This window comes from Nostoc sp. (assembly GCF_036917355.1).
In the GTDB taxonomy this organism is placed as follows: Bacteria; Cyanobacteriota; Cyanobacteriia; order Cyanobacteriales; family Nostocaceae; genus Nostoc.
The window spans coordinates 1-16342 of the sequence record NZ_JBALDP010000020.1 but is presented as its reverse complement, the minus strand read 5'-3'; the positions used below and the strand labels follow the sequence as shown (position 1 = coordinate 16342).

Annotated in this window: 16 protein-coding genes, 1 tRNA gene and 3 pseudogenes; 11 read left to right on the top strand and 9 right to left on the bottom strand. The window is 38.8% G+C overall.

The window, feature by feature from the left end:
- Positions 1-14: 14 nt before the first annotated feature.
- Positions 15-2984, top strand: coding sequence for a P-loop NTPase fold protein (locus V7K53_RS05355; protein ID WP_335196585.1), 2970 nt, complete (start codon positions 15-17; stop codon positions 2982-2984).
- A 256-nt stretch (positions 2985-3240) separates the two neighbouring features.
- Here V7K53_RS05355 and V7K53_RS05350 read toward each other — a convergent pair whose 3' ends face one another.
- Together V7K53_RS05350 and V7K53_RS05345 are read right to left on the bottom strand one after the other, a co-directional pair.
- Positions 3241-3660 carry a type II toxin-antitoxin system VapC family toxin gene (locus V7K53_RS05350; protein ID WP_335196584.1) on the bottom strand — a complete coding sequence of 140 codons (420 nt, stop codon included), beginning with the start codon at positions 3658-3660 and terminating at the stop codon, positions 3241-3243.
- A complete protein-coding gene (locus V7K53_RS05345) occupies positions 3651-3914 on the bottom strand; it encodes a hypothetical protein (RefSeq protein ID WP_335196583.1) in 264 nt (87 codons plus the stop codon). Before V7K53_RS05345 ends, V7K53_RS05350 begins: the two co-directional genes overlap by 10 nt.
- Positions 3915-4063: 149 nt before the next feature.
- Between V7K53_RS05345 and V7K53_RS05340 the strand changes: the two genes are divergently transcribed.
- A complete protein-coding gene (locus tag V7K53_RS05340; RefSeq protein WP_335196604.1) occupies positions 4064-4270 on the top strand; it encodes a hypothetical protein in 207 nt (68 codons plus the stop codon).
- Between the two features lie 4 nt (positions 4271-4274).
- Here the strand turns inward: V7K53_RS05340 and V7K53_RS05335 are convergent.
- The 3 genes and pseudogenes from V7K53_RS05335 to V7K53_RS05325 form a co-directional block, all read right to left on the bottom strand.
- Positions 4275-4370: pseudogene (locus tag V7K53_RS05335) on the bottom strand (type II toxin-antitoxin system VapC family toxin); the annotation flags it as partial.
- A gap of 3 nt (positions 4371-4373) precedes the next feature.
- Positions 4374-4616: a type II toxin-antitoxin system VapC family toxin gene (locus V7K53_RS05330; protein ID WP_335196582.1), complete on the bottom strand. Its 243-nt coding sequence runs from the start codon at positions 4614-4616 to the stop codon at positions 4374-4376.
- Complete coding sequence (locus tag V7K53_RS05325) at positions 4604-4825, bottom strand: hypothetical protein (RefSeq protein WP_335196581.1); 222 nt, start codon at positions 4823-4825, stop codon at positions 4604-4606. The genes V7K53_RS05330 and V7K53_RS05325 overlap by 13 nt, the downstream gene beginning before the upstream one ends.
- Before the next feature lie 436 nt (positions 4826-5261).
- Between V7K53_RS05325 and V7K53_RS05320 the strand changes: the two genes are divergently transcribed.
- The 5 genes and pseudogenes from V7K53_RS05320 to V7K53_RS05300 form a co-directional block, all read left to right on the top strand.
- The gene (locus V7K53_RS05320; RefSeq protein ID WP_335196580.1) at positions 5262-5522 is read left to right on the top strand and encodes a type II toxin-antitoxin system HicA family toxin; all 261 of its coding nucleotides are present in this window, start codon (positions 5262-5264) and stop codon (positions 5520-5522) included.
- The gene (locus V7K53_RS05315; protein ID WP_199346326.1) at positions 5522-5857 is read left to right on the top strand and encodes a type II toxin-antitoxin system HicB family antitoxin; all 336 of its coding nucleotides are present in this window, start codon (positions 5522-5524) and stop codon (positions 5855-5857) included. Before V7K53_RS05320 ends, V7K53_RS05315 begins: the two co-directional genes overlap by 1 nt.
- 83 nt (positions 5858-5940) lie before the next feature.
- Entirely contained in the window at positions 5941-6516 is a 576-nt protein-coding gene (locus V7K53_RS05310) for a Uma2 family endonuclease (protein WP_335196579.1), read from the top strand.
- A 113-nt stretch (positions 6517-6629) separates the two neighbouring features.
- Positions 6630-7058, top strand: a pseudogene (locus tag V7K53_RS05305) (transposase); the annotation flags it as partial.
- A gap of 77 nt (positions 7059-7135) precedes the next feature.
- Positions 7136-7297, top strand: a pseudogene (locus tag V7K53_RS05300) (element excision factor XisI family protein); the annotation flags it as partial.
- Between the two features lie 491 nt (positions 7298-7788).
- On the opposite strand, the gene murA reads toward V7K53_RS05300, so the two are convergent.
- A complete protein-coding gene (murA, locus tag V7K53_RS05295; RefSeq protein WP_335196601.1) occupies positions 7789-9156 on the bottom strand; it encodes a UDP-N-acetylglucosamine 1-carboxyvinyltransferase in 1368 nt (455 codons plus the stop codon).
- Positions 9157-9566: 410 nt separating this feature from the next.
- On the opposite strand from murA, the gene V7K53_RS05290 reads away from it, so the two are divergent.
- Positions 9567-9647: transfer RNA gene (locus V7K53_RS05290), tRNA-Leu, on the top strand.
- Between the two features lie 94 nt (positions 9648-9741).
- Positions 9742-10524, top strand: coding sequence for a TrmH family RNA methyltransferase (locus V7K53_RS05285; protein ID WP_335196578.1), 783 nt, complete (start codon positions 9742-9744; stop codon positions 10522-10524).
- Between the two features lie 14 nt (positions 10525-10538).
- On the opposite strand, the gene V7K53_RS05280 is transcribed toward V7K53_RS05285, so the two are convergent.
- Positions 10539-10787 (bottom strand): hypothetical protein, encoded by a 249-nt coding sequence (locus V7K53_RS05280; RefSeq protein WP_335196577.1) that lies wholly within the window; start codon positions 10785-10787, stop codon positions 10539-10541.
- A gap of 466 nt (positions 10788-11253) precedes the next feature.
- Here V7K53_RS05280 and V7K53_RS05275 point away from each other — a divergent pair, with 466 nt between their 5' ends.
- On the top strand, positions 11254-12924 hold the full coding sequence (locus tag V7K53_RS05275) for an ABC transporter ATP-binding protein (RefSeq protein WP_335196576.1): 1671 nt from the start codon (positions 11254-11256) through the stop codon (positions 12922-12924).
- Positions 12925-12992: 68 nt separating this feature from the next.
- On the opposite strand, the gene V7K53_RS05270 is transcribed toward V7K53_RS05275, so the two are convergent.
- Positions 12993-13931: a hypothetical protein gene (locus V7K53_RS05270; RefSeq protein ID WP_335196575.1), complete on the bottom strand. Its 939-nt coding sequence runs from the start codon at positions 13929-13931 to the stop codon at positions 12993-12995.
- 702 nt (positions 13932-14633) lie between these two features.
- Between V7K53_RS05270 and V7K53_RS05265 the strand changes: the two genes are divergently transcribed.
- Complete coding sequence (locus tag V7K53_RS05265; protein WP_335196574.1) at positions 14634-15137, top strand: GNAT family N-acetyltransferase; 504 nt, start codon at positions 14634-14636, stop codon at positions 15135-15137.
- A 58-nt stretch (positions 15138-15195) separates the two neighbouring features.
- Here the strand turns inward: V7K53_RS05265 and nadC are convergent, their stop codons facing one another.
- Positions 15196-16062 (bottom strand): carboxylating nicotinate-nucleotide diphosphorylase, encoded by an 867-nt coding sequence (gene nadC, locus V7K53_RS05260; protein ID WP_335196573.1) that lies wholly within the window; start codon positions 16060-16062, stop codon positions 15196-15198.
- Positions 16063-16342: the final 280 nt, after the last annotated feature.

Genomic DNA, 16342 nt, shown 5'->3' with positions numbered 1-16342 from the left:
AAAAGCCCAAAGACATGAAACCCAAAGATAAAACTTCACAAGACATTATCCCAAGCCGTGAATCAGCATTAGCAGTTTTAGCTAATCTACGAAGGCAGTATGGTGATAAAGGTTCTAATCTCTGCGGGGAAAACGAGGCTAAGACTCGTCTTTTAATCATTGATAAAATTCTTGAATCTCTAGGATGGTGCAAAGAAGAATTTAATCCAGAACATCCGGTAAAACACGTTGGATTCACAGATTATTTAATAACAGCAGATGGTATCCCAAGATTTATAGTAGAAGCAAAACGCATTGGGCAAACATTCATACGTCCACAAACAGGCCTAAAGAAAACGATTTACCAACTCAGTTATATCCGCACCTCCTTTGGACCTTCAGTTAGTGAAGTGATTAACCAAGCTGAAGGTTATGCAAAAGAAACCGGAGTACCATATTCTGTAATTACCAATGGTGCAGAATGGATACTTTTGCAAGCAATCCCAAATCGGAACAAAAATATCAATGACTTACAATGTATTTATTTTGGTAATTTATTATCAAATGTATCGCACTTTGATCTCTTTTGGGATCTCCTGGCTAAACCTTGTGTAGTTAACAATTCGTTAGAAGAGCATTTTTCTGAAATTAATTCTCTTCCTTCAGATTTTTGTGTTATTCCTAGCTCTAAACTTCCTGAAATCAACTGGTCACGCTCCAATGATAGTGATAAATATATAGGAGAATTTTATGATCGCTTTTTTGGAGAAATTGTTGATCCAGGCCGTAGAATGATGCTCAAACAATGCTTCGTTACAAATCCAAAATTAGATCAGTATCAAGGAGAATTAAAACGCACACTTCAAGATACATCGCCAATTTATATTCCGTCGGCTACCGATATCTCACCGGATTATGATAATCCACATTTTTTACCTACTGAATCGGGTGATAGGAAAGGGCGAGTGGTTTTAATTACTGGTTCGGTTGGATGTGGAAAGTCTACGTTTATTAATAAAGTTTTGATTGAAGCACATCAAAGGAACACAAAAAAATTTAATTATTTAATTATCGACCTAATTAATGAATTTGATGGCACACCAGAGATCATAAATGAATATCTTTGGCAGGAAATAAATGGAAAGTGGAAAAATTTACGCCCAGAAGCTTATGAACATGAAACTCTTCGTAAAATTTTTGGTAGGGAACTACAAAATTTACGGAAAGGCTCATATGCCAAAGTTTTTGAGCAAGACTCACAGCTTTTAGCCCTTAAAGAAGCAGAACTATTAGAGAAGCTTTCGGAATCACCCAGTGAATTCTTAGAGAAAAGTTGGCGATATTATGCTAGCCAGAATAAAAAAGGTGTTGTAGTTTTTCTGGATAATATTGATCGAACATCAGATAGATATCAAAGAATAGTTTATACGTTTGCTCACAAGCTTGCTAGTCAGACTGGGGCAACAGTAATTATTACGATGCGAGAAGGAACTTATTTTCGGGGTCGAGAGTTTGGGTTTCTGGATGTGCGTTCAGATGATATTGTCTATCACCTTCAAACGCCTGATCTAGTACAAATAATTTCTAAGCGTATTGAATATGTAGAGAATTTAGAAACACCAAAAGAACCAAGCAAAAAAGATCATCGTTTAACTCGTTGGCGGAATCAACCTAACTGGCAGGAATTTTATAAATTTTCTTTGAAATATACCCAAGTAATTAAATCAACTTTCCTAAAAGCTAGTGCTGCTAATCAATCTCTTAATTTACTTTCAGCCGTTTCCTGGCATAACGTTCGCTATTTTCTTGATATTCTTCGCGATTTGCATTTAACATTAGGTAGTGAAACAGAAGTTTGGTCAGTCTCTTATATAATTTCAGCCTTACTTTCACCTAATAGTATAAGTGGAGGTAAATCTATCTTACCAAACTTATACTATCCAGTATTCCCCAGTTATCCCTGTTACTTCTTAAAACTCAGATTATTACTGAGATTACTTTATGGAAGACATAGCTCAGAATCACGGCGTGGTACAACCCTAAAAGAAATTTTGAATTTCACACGAATGTATGCTTACCATGAAAGATGGACACGAATTACAATTAGGGACATGGTGCGTGAGCGGCTTTTAGAGTGTATGGAAATACCTTCGGAAGCTGACTTTACAAAAAACTATGAATTGGAAGAATTTCACTCTTTTCGCACCTCTCCACTTGCTGTAGTTATGATTAAGCAGGTTTACTTTGACAATATTTATCTGTCTATGATAGGGCGTGAACTACCTTTTCATAAAAGTAAAGCTTTTGAAAAATTTGTTGACGCGGTTCGCGATGTAATAACTATTCTTTCAGAAGAATCGCTCAATAAAACTGGTGTTGATCTCTTATCTGAAACTGAAGCAAATAGTATTGTAGCACGTTATCTAGTGGAATCTTTTGAGGAAGAGAAGCCTATTGGTGATGTCTTAATGCACTTCCCTGAAGTTGCGACAACTGAGGAAAAGCTTAAGGATATGATAGCTAAACTGCTCAGTATTGCAGGAGTATCTGTGCCAAATCGACTTCCTGAAGTTGTTAGTGGATTTCCTATAAAAACACAAGAATTACAAGTATTTCAACCATCATTATTTGATTACATTGATAACCTTAAACTGATACAAGAAACCAATAGCATCCAAGTTCCACACGAATTAGCTAATATCCAAACAACAACACGAAGTTTAGCACCAAAGATTTTTTGGGCAATGGTAGAACTAAGAGCAAGAGGAAAAAAACAAGTCACTGGCTCAGAAATTGCCAATATAATTAACCAGTATCTTGTAGATGATATTAATAAAGTAGAACCCACTAATATATCAAAAGCTTTGCGAGGCAGGGCTCTACAATCTCAATCATGGTTGAACACTGAGCAAATAGCATCCCGCAAAAAACTCTATGGACTTTCAGATAACTGGCGTGGCTATTGGGAACAAACTTTCAATGAGCAATCACCTACACTGGACTAGTGTACTGAAGCTTGGATATAGTTGCTGATATTACAGATAGGTTTGATTCTAAAGACTTCAAGATTCCAAAACTTTTAAATAAAGTGATTGCTCTACTCTTCCAAAACAGGCGATGTCTAGCGACAAGCCCTTTGCGTCTACGCTTTGTTTTTGAGATTTTCTGCAAAGCGATCGCACTCACGCTTCCACAAGAGCGATCGCTTCATTTTTGAGGTTTTCTGCAAAGCGATCGCTCTTTTATTAACTATTATTTTCTTTAAGGCAAAATCTCAAAGCTATCGCAGTGCTGAGGTCGATATAATCTAAAATCTCGCTGATCTAAAGTAAATATTTTTTTAATCCCATAGCGTTCAGCTATTGCCATAACACTTGCATCTACAAAATTAATCCGACTATCTGCATACTCATCCAAGATTTCCGCCACACGAATTACATCTTGCTCTGTTAAAGCTACTAAACTAAATCGACTCGCAGATAGTCCTTGCAAAAAAGCTACTACTGTCGCTATACCTGCATTACGTCCTACCAAATAAGCTAATTCTGCCAATACTGTTTGTGGTAACAGAATTTGTTTTTGTTGTGTATATACTCTTGCAACAATACTGTGCATTGCATCCGAACGGTTCAACAATGCTACAACAAAATCCGTATCAGCTACTGCTAGGGTTATTTCCACGTCCAACCAGATTTTTCAGTAATCTCTTGTTGGAGAATATCTTCTGAGTTTGTAGCCAAATCAGGTGTTCCTGCAAATAAGCCAATTAATGGGTCAGACGCAGCATTATCAACTGTTTCTAGCAATTGGGTTTCTAGATATAGCCTAACAGCTTCACTGACTATTGATTCAGGAGATTGCCCTCGTTGAGTAGCCAGATTTATGACTTTTTCAAGTAAAGTCTGTTCCAGTTTCCAGTTAAATGTAGAGTCCACCAGATAACTTCTCTCTTTTTAGTAACAAAAGATACTCTAACAAATATGGGTTTGATGCTCACTATTATACTTTTTTGTCTTTAAGTTAAATATACACAGCGATACCTACGGTAAGCTACGCTAATGCACTCACTCTTCCACAACAGGTGATGTCTAAGCACAAGCCGCTACGCCTCTACGCTTTGTTTTTGAAGTTTTCTGTAAGGCGATCGCCTAAAATGGTATCATCCAATCAGCGATCGCAACAGACAAAAAGACTCAAACTATCAGTTGATCCAACACTAACACTGTTAACGCTGGTAAAGACGGCAACCGCGCATCATTTGTCAAGAAAAATGATGCACTTCCACGAATAGCAGTAGCCATTTGAATAGCATCTGGGGTTCTTAAGTTATAATTTGCCCTTAATTGTGCTGCATTTTCAGCAATGTCAGGGAAAACTTCTATAGTAGTCAAACCTTAAGAATTAAATAGAATTTCACGATATTGTTGAGCTAATGCTGTATTTCCTTGTCGCAAGGGATAGACTAACACTTCCGTGATAGTCAAAACTGATGTTACAATGCTAAAATCACCACGAAACATCGCTTCAAAAAAAGCATCTATAACATCCAAATAATTAGGATTTTCTTCAATAAAGTAAATTAGTGGAGCAGTATCCAAACCTACAATTTGCCCCTGTAGTTGGACTAGCCATTCCATGAATCACGTTCCTGATTAATGTATTCTTGAGCATCAATGCCATTCCAGATTTCTTTGCCTAATCCACGTAATTCGAGGATGCTATGCTTTTGCTTAGGTATCATCGTCACCTGTTGACGAATTAAGCTTGACAATTCTTCAATTAAGCGTATTTGCTCTTCAGGAGTTAGGCTTTGAGCTTGCAGTAGTACTTCTTGATAATTAAACATAAAATTTACACTTCTACTTCTCTGGATTCTAAGTCAAATATATACAGACAGACTGCATTCTTTATTTGTAAAATAAAGGTAGACAGGCTTGATATCTGCTTGTTTATCAGAATAACCATTGCGATCGCATTCACTCTTCCACAACAAGCGATGTCTAACAAACAGCAAGCAGTTACGAGTCTGGGCTTAGTTTTTGAGGTTTTCTGTAAGGCGATCGCACTCACGCTTCCACAAGAGCGATCGCTTAGTTTTTAAGGTTTTCTGTAAGGCGTAGGCGTAGCCCGTCGTAGACATCGCACTTTGGGAAATTTTGGAGGTGTAGTGTACCCCAGCTACGCCTACGCTTTTATATTTTCAATGATATCATAATATGATATCATTAAATCTGTGGCTATATTCAACTTAACTGTAAGATGGCTGTAATTGTATTGATTAAATGGATCTCAATAACAAACAACGTCAGATTTTAGAGTTAATTTTTACAAATCCTGTACCATCTAATATTCTTTGGAAAGATATTGAAAGTTTATTTATAGCTCTCGGTGCTGATATTACTCAAGGTAGAGGTTCGCGGGTTCGTGTGAAATTAAATGATGTGAAAGCTGTTTTTCACGAACCGCATCCTCAAAATGAGACAGATAAAGGAGCAGTTAAATCTGTTAGAGAATTTTTAATGAAGGCAGGAATTGAAATATGATGACTTATAAAGGATACACAGCTAGTATAGAAGTAGATGTAGAAGCGGGAATACTTTTTGGCCAAGTCCTAGATATTAATGACGTAATTACCTTTAAGGCAAAAACTGTAGACGAAGCGCGTCAAGAATTTCAAATTTCTGTTGATGATTATCTTGCTTTCTGTGAAGAACTAGGAGAGGAGCCTGATAAACCATTCTCTGGTAAACTTCCATTCCGCACAACTCCAGAACACCACCGCAAAATATTTATTGCTGCTAAAAAGGCTGGCAAAAGCATAAATGCTTGGATGGATGAAATTTTAACTGGTGCTGCGGATAAAGTAATCAACACTTAGAGGCAATCATTCTAAATATTTTTTTCGCTAAAGTGCATTTGCTTTCGGCATTTTTATAAGAATATTCAAGTTTAAATTTTTCTATGGATGCGTTAACTATCAACTTTGCTCCTGTTCTTCAAATAACAGATGAGCAATTCTTTCAGTTATGTCAGATAAATGAATTAATCAGATTTGAGCGTAATGCTGATGGCACATTGCTACTAATGCCTCTAGTTGGAGGCTTAACCAGCAACCGCAATGCTAACTTAACTGCTCAACTTGGAGTGTGGAATCGTGATGAGTCACTAGGTATAGCCTTTGGTTCTTCCGTTGGGTTTATTTTACCAAATGGGGCAGTTCGTTCTCCTGACGCATCTTGGTTAAAACGTGACAGATGGGATTATCTCACACAGGAGCAAAAAGAGAAATTTCCACCTGTATGTCCTGATTTTGTAGTGGAATTGCGTTCTGATACTGATTGTTTAAAAAGGCTACAAAATAAAATGCAAGAGTACCGAGACAACGGAACTAGATTAGGTTGGTTAATTGATTTAGAAATTCGGCAAGTAGAAATTTATCGCTCCGGTAGAGATTTTGAATTACTGCAATCTCCTGCTAGTTTATCAGGAGAAGATGTGCTACCGCAATTTGTGCTTAATTTTAAAGATATCTGGTGAATTGATTAAAATACGAAATTCGTTAGCGTAGCTCACCGTAGGTATCGCATTGTTTTTGAGATTTTATGTAAAGCGATCGCTCTTTTGTTGATTATTATTTTCTTTAAGGCAGTTGGGTAATTATGGCTGATTTAATACCCTGGAAAGAATTTGAGTCAGAATATTCTTCGAGATTCTCCACAGAAATGGGAGCGTCAGCAAAATCATTTCGGATGGCATTAGGAGCATTAATAATCAAAGAAAAGCTAAGGGTAAGCGACAGAAAGACAGTAGAACAAATTAAAGAGAATCCATATCTACAGTACTTTATAGGGATGTTATCTTATAGTAATGAAACTCCATTTGATGCCTCAATGTTAGTACATTTTAGAGAAAGAATTAATGCAGAGTTAGTTAACAAAGTGAATCAAGAGATGGTGAAGAAGATGTGCTTAGAAATATCATCTCAATCAAATCAAAAAAAAACAGCAGAATCAGAATCAGAAAAAAGTGAGCTAAAAAATCGAGGAAAATTAATATTAGATGCAACTTGTGCTTATGCTTGACTGGGTCTGAATAACTAGTCAACCCTTATAATTGCTTTTTTCTGACTTTTTCAGCAAGCCCTAAGTATACTCATGTTCATATTCGTACTAAGAATGAAAAAATTTTTATAGAAGAAGACTGGACAGAAGAGGGAATAGCGACTGAATTAATGAAGTTAGGTGTAAATAGCAGCGATATTGTGTTAGCTTTTCAGCCTCCAGATGTGAGAAAATTTACAGAATTTGCAACAGCTTAGTAAATTATTATTCTATCGGGGCGATCGATTTATTTTTGAGGTTTTCTGCAAGGCGTAGGCGTAGCCAGTCGTAGCCATCGCTCCTTATCAACTATCGAAGCATAAAAATAAAAGTAATTAATAAAACAGTATAAGTATTATACCCAAAGATATAAGTATAATTTGTGAAAAATTTAAATACAAAAAGACCAGCCTCCCACAGCTGGTCTAAAAAATGTTTTTGCGTTGTCTTCTCAAGAGAGTTAAAACCCAATTACGCGTTCCTAAAATGCAACGGGCAACTTTTCTTAACAATATTGTAACAGCCAACACAGATTTTTCCAGAATATTCATCAAAAAAAGATATGGCTCAAGCTTAAAAGCCTCTATCTATCAGGAGAATTCAGCAGATCGCAAGGTATAGATGGGAGAGATAAAGGCAAACAAGGGAGAAAATTTTACCTTGTCTACCTTATATCTCTTATCTTCGCCTCAGCCTCAACCGAGCAATTTCAACTTGACAGGCTACTGATGCTGGGAGCGATTTCTGCATCTGTGGGTGTTTCGCCCACGCGGAGGATTTTAGCCCCCAATTGCTGCAACTTCATATCAAGTCGATCGTAGCCGCGATCGAGGTGCTGTAATCCTTGAATTGTGGTTTGTCCTTCTGCTGCTAGTCCAGCGATGACTAACGCTGCCGATGCTCGTAAGTCTGTACCTAATACTGGTGCGCCAGATAATTTTGGTACTCCCCGAACGAAAGCTGCATTGCCTTTGACACGAATATCTGCCCCCAAACGATTCAACTCAGAGGCATGACGCAAGCGATTTTCAAAGACGGATTCATTAATTACGCTGTCGCCTTCTGCCACTGCCAGCAAAGCCATGAATGGGGCTTGCATATCTGTGGGAAAACCTGGATGGTATTGAGTTTCAATATCCGTTGCCTTAAGGTTTTCCGCTGGCAGAATGTGTAAGTGGTCAGGCTTTTCATCAATTATTGTCACTCCAATATCCCGCAGCTTGGCAATTACTGGGATGAGATGTTCTGGAGCCACTGGCGAGAGAAGAAGTTCTGAGCGGGTAATTGCTGCTGCCAGCAAAAACGTCCCAGCTTCAATGCGATCGGGAATAATGCTGTAGTCAACAGAATGCAACTTGGGGACTCCTTCGATAATAATTCTGCTAGTCCCCGCGCCCTTAATCTTCGCTCCCATCGCGTTACAGAAGTTAGCTAGATCGACTACTTCCGGTTCTCTGGCAGCATTTTCGATGATCGTTTCGCCCTCTGCCAGGGTAGCCGCCATCATCAAGTTTTCCGTCGCTCCAACACTGGCAATGTCTAAGTAAATCTTCGCACCTTTTAATCTCCGGCTGCTGCCAGGGACGTAGGCATTACAAATGCCATGCTCAATTTGTACTTCCGCTCCCATTGCTTGCAGTCCTCGAACATGCAAGTCAACTGGTCTTGCCCCGATCGCACAACCGCCTGGTAAGGGCATCTGTGCTACTCCCAGTCTTGCCAAAATGGCTCCAATGGCGAAAAAACTCGCTCTCAACTGGGTAACTAATTCGTAGGGAGCTTTTGATGTTTTAATCTCACTGGCATTGATGTCTAAAATGTCGCCTTGTCGGGTTAATTGCACACCCAAAGCAGATAACACCTGACCCATCCGCTCTACGTCCGCTAACAAAGGGACATTACGGATACGACAATCGCCCGGACACAGCAAGGCTCCAGCCATGATTACCAGTGCTGAATTTTTTGCCCCGCTAATTTTCACATGACCCCGCAAAGGATGCCCACCCCAAATTTGCAAGACTGAGGAGTCTGCTTCTGGAGTAATTTTGGCATCTGGTAAGATGGTAGAAGGATTAATAAGCTTACCTCCAAAAGTAATACGTATTTTATATGTTTGAAGTTGGTTTTGATTCTACAGTAAAGATTCAAAATGTCCACGTTTTAAAGCACTGTTTGGTATAAGAAAATTATTTTTTGGGTAAAAATTCAGGCTGAAAAGAAGTAGTAGTAAGCTTTTTGAGCTTTTTAAAAAATTTAAAAAAAAGAATGAATAAGTAGTAGTTTTAAGCAAAATTAAATACTCAGTAAAATAACTTAAGTATTCTCTAAAAATCAATGCTGTACTGTTCAGTAAATAAGATTTTGATTCGACGTTGTGCCTGAAAAACTCGTTTCTAGTTAGAGACTTTTAACGAGGCATTATGCTTTTACTTGACAAAGGTAAAACATAACGCAATAATAAGAAATTGTCGATAAGCACAAATGCCAGCGGAACTGGCGGAATGGCAGACGCGCTAGATTCAGGTTCTAGTGCCGCAAGGCTTCCGGGTTCAAGTCCCGGGTTCCGCATAATATCTAAGTTGGGAGTTAGAAGTCAAAAGTTATGAGTTGAAAGACAACTAAATTAACTCCTAACTATTAATTTCTAACTCTTAACTTTTTGATGTTGACCAGTTTACAGAATTCCCTAGTCAAACAAATTCGCAAGCTGCACTCTACGAAGGAGCGGCACAAGCAGCAGTTATTTTTACTAGAAGGTACACACCTATTAGAGGAAGCTTGTGCGGTCAATTACCCACTAGAAACAGTGTGTTGTACCCCAGATTGGCAAGTAGGTCATTCTTCACTATGGGAAGAAGCTTGTAGCCGATGCGATCGCGCCGAAATTGTCAGTCAAGAAGTCTTGGATGCGATCGCGACTACAGTCCAACCAGATGGTGTGGTGGCAACAGCAAAACGAAGCCAACGCCAAACTCAACTACCATTTACTGGTTTAGTACTAGCTTTAGAGACGATACAAGATCCCGGCAACCTGGGTACAATGATCCGCACCGCCGCCGCCGCTGGAGCATCAGGGTTGTGGATCAGTGGAGATAGTGTAGATTTAGATAGTCCTAAAGTTCTACGTGCTTCCGCAGGGCAATGGTTTCGCCTCGCAACAGCCGTAACCGAAGATTTAAAAGCGACAGTCCAACAAAGTCAGCAGGCAGGAATGCAGGTAGTGGCAACCTTACCCGATGCAACTTTAACTTATTGGGAAGTAGACTGGCGAAAACCCAGTATGATTTTACTGGGAAATGAAGGTGCTGGATTGTCGGCAGATTTAGCAGCGATCGCAGATCGGCAAGTCAGAATTCCTTTGAGTCCTGGAGTGGAATCTTTAAATGTGGCGATCGCAGCGGCTTTAATGTTGTACGAAGCTCAACGGCAACTAATTTGTCAGTAATAAATTTTAACTTTTTACCCCAATTGGGTTTTTGTTATTTCTTCGAGATATTGTTCAATATCAGCAACTGCGTCCTCAAGAGCCGCTAAATCAATATCTATCAAGTCTTGAGCGAGTTCGACTTCAGTGAAAGTACTAGTATGAAGTTGAGGGATCTCTTCTTCCTCAGTCGAACTTTCTTGTAAGATATCCTCCAACTGTTCGAGGGATTGTTCAAATACTTGATCGGCAGCACGGCGCTGTTCTGGCTGATTTTGCTCCATAATATTAACTTTAAAATCCTGATTTACTGACTTAATTTTGATTCTAGTTCCTACAGATTTAAATTTTGCACTTATAACATCATAGTTGTGTGCTGTATCAACTTTAGCAATGCTTATCAAGAATATCGATAGCTGTCTCCAATTAAGAGGAGGCAGATCGCGGAGCATGTCGCAGACAAGGCAGGAGGCAGGAGGAAAGAATTCTGATTGATTACTTTAGTTGTGGGCGATTACCCTGTTTAAAAAGAAAACATGGTACTAGCATCAAGTGCCGTGAGATACAAATTAAGCCCAATGCTTTTAAACATAGGTTACTCTTGTCTCCTAAACGCGATTACTATGGGTACACTAAATCAAGTTTGGCTACGTTTAGGTAAGTTTGATAAAACAGGTCTAATACTTAATTTGATAGACTATCCTAAATTTGAAATTATAAAAACTGGTAGCTCAGGGCTGATAACTAACTATGAGTGAAGCCTTATTCTGTATCGAAAATCTGCGAGTTGCCTATCCTGCTCGGAGTCGAGAAGAAGCAACCTGGGCGGTTGATGATGTATCTTTCACTTTGAAACCAGGTGAAAGAATGGGATTGGTGGGAGAGTCAGGTTGTGGTAAATCAACTATTGGGCGGGCAGTAATGCGTTTACTACCAGCCTCTAGTCGGATTGAGGGACGGGTGACATTTCAAGGACAGTCAGTGTTTGACTTGACACCTAACCAGGTACGGAAATTTCGGGGAGAGGCGATCGCCTTAATTTTTCAAGATCCCATGACACGCCTCGATCCTTTGATGACCATTGGTAAGCATTGTATCGAAACTCTCCAGGCGCACTCACCACAATTATCAACGCGGGAAGCCAAAGAAAAAGCACTTGCTACCTTGGCAAAGGTGAATATTCCCCCTAGTCGCTGGAATCAGTATCCCCATGAGTTTAGCGGTGGAATGCGCCAACGTGTAGCGATCGCCTTAGCTTTACTCCTCAACCCTAAGTTTATTGTTGCTGACGAACCCACCACCAGTTTAGATGTCACCGTTTCCGCGCAGATATTACAAGAATTAACTCGCCTGTGCGGTGAAGAAAATATGGGATTGCTACTGATATCTCATGATTTAGCAATGGTGGCTGAGTATTGCGATCGCATTGGCGTGATGTACAACGGCAAGATGGTCGAAATGGGTGCTACAGAAACCGTATTTAGGCAACCTCAACACGAATACACGCGATCGCTCCTAAAAGCAGCATTACATATTCAAGCAGTAACTGATAGTGGAGAATTGATAATTGCCAATGACGAAGAAAAGCAATTGCCGATTATTAATCAGCAAACTCCAATTTTGAGCGTTACAGAACTTAAGCAACACTACACCATAGAACCTAACTTTATCGAACGACTGCTTAACACACAAACGCAGACAATTAAAGCAGTAGATGGAATCAACCTGGATCTTTATTCAGGAGAAATTCTCGGCTTAGTTGGGGAATCAGGTTGTGGTAAAAGCACACTATCACGAACAATATTGCAACTAATTCGTCCCACTAGTGGCAAAGTTGAGTTTTTAGGACAGGATTTAACTAAACTATCGCGTCAAGAAATTCGTTCCTCGCGGCGACAAATACAAATGGTTTTTCAAGATCCTCATGCTTGTCTCAATCCAGCGATGACAGTGGGACAAAGTATTGCAGATCCTTTATTTATCCACAATTTAGCCAATCCTGCCAAAGCAAAAGAACAGGTTTTGTGGATGCTGAATAAAGTTGGCTTAACACCGCCAGAAGTGTATTATGAGCGTTATCCGTCGGATTTGTCTGGTGGACAACAGCAAAGAGTAGCGATCGCTCGTGCTTTGATTACTCACCCTAAACTTTTAATCTGTGATGAACCCGTGAGTATGTTAGATGCCAGCGTGCAGTCGCAAGTGCTGGATTTGATGTTGCAACTAAAAGAAGAGTTTGAGTTAACTTATCTATTCATTACTCACGATCTTTGGTTAGCTCGATTTTTGTGCGATCGTATTGCTGTGATGAATGGCGGTAAAATTGTCGAACTCGGTCCTACAAAAAATATTTTTGCCAATCCTCAGCACCCTTATACCAAAACTTTACTAGCTGCTGCTCCCTTACTAGCACGCGCTTAACTAAATAAAATTAGGAGTTAGAATTTTTAAACTTCTAACTCCTGTACAGACGCGATAAATTGCGTCTCCTAACTCTCTTCCCTTCCCTCAAGTAATTTAGTTGTTTCTCCACTCGAACCGTATAGCTCAACAAACCTTCTAAAAAGTAACGCACTCTCGTGATTTGAAGCCTTACTTAAATTGAATAAACGCTCTATATTTTTCTCAGTTAAAGCTCTTAGATACGGCAAATCTTCAAAGAGTGTCAAACAAGAAGCAAAATGCAAGATTATTTGTAATAATGGCTTTGGCCACTCTAAGTCACTATAAATATCTATAAATAACTGATGTTCTGAGTTATTTAAAGGGAAAGCATGAAATATAACAATTATCCTCTTGTTATTGTAGACTGGAATACTCAGTTCAACAGTGTACGGAGTATGTAATATTAAATCAACCTCTACAGTTGGTTGTCGCCAAATTCTTAAAGGATTAGCTGGTGAATCTAATATCGTTTGAAATGTGATTTTACCACCGACGTTTGTCGTTTGGAACTGGCTAACACTAAGAATTTTAAGATTATTAAGGCTAAACCTATGAATTGTTTCTAAATGTTTTAAGTTCAATAGATGATATATTTGGCAAATATAAGGGAATGGTAAAATATACTCCTGGCTAATCATGTGTAGCTTTTTTAATTTAAGCTTGTTAGCTTGAGTACGATCGAGATATTCTTGATATTGCCTTGGTTCTAAATCATTGCTATTAAAGCTTTCTTCCGGCTTGAGATATAGCCAACTCACAAAAAAGAAAAAGGCTGTAAATAGTTGAAACATTTCTATAGGAGATAAATAACCATCGGCAAATGCAGCTACGCTTCTATCGGTTATTCCGAAAAGCCAAGATGGAATACCAAATAGCCAAATATTATTTTTTATTTGGTCTATAAAAAGCGCTATTTCAACAATATTTGAAATCTTACTATCTTGCTTTACACTTAATTTATTATTTAAACAATTAATAGACATGGTATTTGGGCTTATAACTAATCTCTATAAACTTATATTTATATTAACTTTAAATAAAAAAATGTGATGACGACCTCTATCTTTAGCTATATATACAATTTGTACTCAGCCATACAAACTTACATCCAGTTTTATAAACATGGCTACAAAATAAATTTATTGTTATGCATAATCTTCAATTAGATGTGTATAAAGTAACAATCAATTTGTTGTAAGCTTTACTGTTAAAGGATTTAGAATTCTATTCTTTGGTTGGAAACAAAAACTTTGTTAAAGCATTTCTGTTCACTGAGTTGAAAATTTCAATTCTTTCAACCTGACAAAAGTAGTATATAAATATTCAGATAAGATGGTTTGTTTTTGCTGACATGAGAAAATTATCTATTTCTCTAGAATGAATACAGAATAAGACGTTAGGAATAAAAACTTATAATTTCCAACTAAGGAGTTATAAAGTTTATATGTTATAAAAAATACAATAGGTAAGGCTTTGGGATATTGCTATATTTATAGCAATCGCCCTGTCTTTTGTAGTGGCGCATTGCATACTTGCTAGTAAAGTTAGCCATTATATGTAAGTAAGGTAGAAGTACCCTAACTAGCAAAGTATCTGTGACAATTACGATAGAAGCCGTAGAATTGCTACTCTTAACACTGTATTATTTTTGAATATTTTCTGAATATTTTTCCGAGACGCTAGCAATGACCATTCGCCATGCGACTGAAACTGACTTGCCTGCAATTGTCGCAATTTACAACACTGCAATTCCTAGCCGCATGGCAACCGCTGACTTAGAACCAGTATCCGTGGAAAGTCGCCTTGCTTGGTTTAAGGGGCGATCGCTTTCACAACGCCCACTTTGGGTAATCGAAGTAGAAGGAGTAATTGCTGGATGGCTTAGTTTCCAATCCTTTTATGGGCGACCTGCTTATAGTAAGACTGCCGAAATTAGTATTTATATCGCCCCTAGTTTTCATCGGTGTGGTTTAGGACGACAACTTTTAGCACAAGCAATTAGTGAAAGTCCTAGTTTGGGTATAAAGAACCTAGTATGCTTCATTTTTGCCCACAATCAGCCCAGTTTAAAACTTTTTGAAACATTTGGTTTTCAACGTTGGGGACATTTGCCTAGAATTGCCGAACTTGACAGCGTTGAACGGGACTTAGTGATTATGGGACTGCAAATTAGTAAATCTGTTGTTTAATGCGATCGCTATTTTATTTTTCCTATGCACTTATAAAGTATTACTGACATTTTGACAATTACAGTGCAATCCTCATACTCAAATCTAACCACTTCGATTGAGTAATCGGCGCACTGCTAGAAATATAGTCAACACCTGTTTCTGCTACAGCGCGAATCGTTTCCAAAGTCACATTCCCCGAAGCTTCAATTTTCACCCTACTATCCTCCTGGCGAATCAGCTGTACCGCCTGACGCATCATATCCAAAGACATATTGTCCAACATAATAATGTCAGCGTTGTGCTGCAAAGCTTCTTTCACCTGCTCTAAACTTTCCGTCTCAACTTCTATAGTTAAGGGATAAGGAATCTGAGAACGAATACGGGTAACAGCCTCTGCAATGCTCCCAGCCGCAGCAATGTGATTATCCTTAATCATTACTGCATCATCCAACCCCATGCGGTGATTAATCGCTCCACCCAACGCAGTCGCGTACTTTTCCAACAGTCTCAGCCCTGGGGTAGTTTTACGCGTATCCACCAACTGAGCAGGTAAATTAGCAATTTTCTCTACATATATATTAGTCAGCGTAGCAATCCCACTCAAGCGCATAGCCAAGTTGAGCGCGACTCGTTCCCCCATCAGCAGCGCATCCAACGAACCATGAATTTCAGCTACTACCTGTCCCGGCTCACACCATGTACCTTCAGCCACCACAGCCACAAAGCTGACTTTTTCATTCAAAATCTGAAACACCCTAGCTGCAACTGGTAAGCCAGTAATTATCCCTGAAGCTTTAGCGATCCATTTAGCAGAGCCTAGCGTCACATCTTTAACTAGTAGTGTATTTGTTGTGCGATCGCCCCTACCAATATCCTCCAGCAACCAGCTACGCAACAGAGGATCTAAAACTAGCCTTGGCGGCAAAACAGCAGAATAGCTCACAAATTTAAAAGCTTCCTAAGAGACTCCAGCAATACTATAGCCTAAAACCCTTACTCTTCAAGGCTTCAATAGTGATGCAGAAGCGGTCCAAAAGTATTTTGGGAAAAATAGTTGACACAATGAATTAGGTTCGCTATATTGAATAAGTGCTTGAAGCGGAGCGCGAAAGAGCGACGCTTAAAAGAACACCGAACCTTGAAAATATTATAGTTTGAAAGCGATTATACAGCAAGTGTATTGCGTCAAGCAAATAAAAATAACTAAGCTGAAGTTAAAAAAG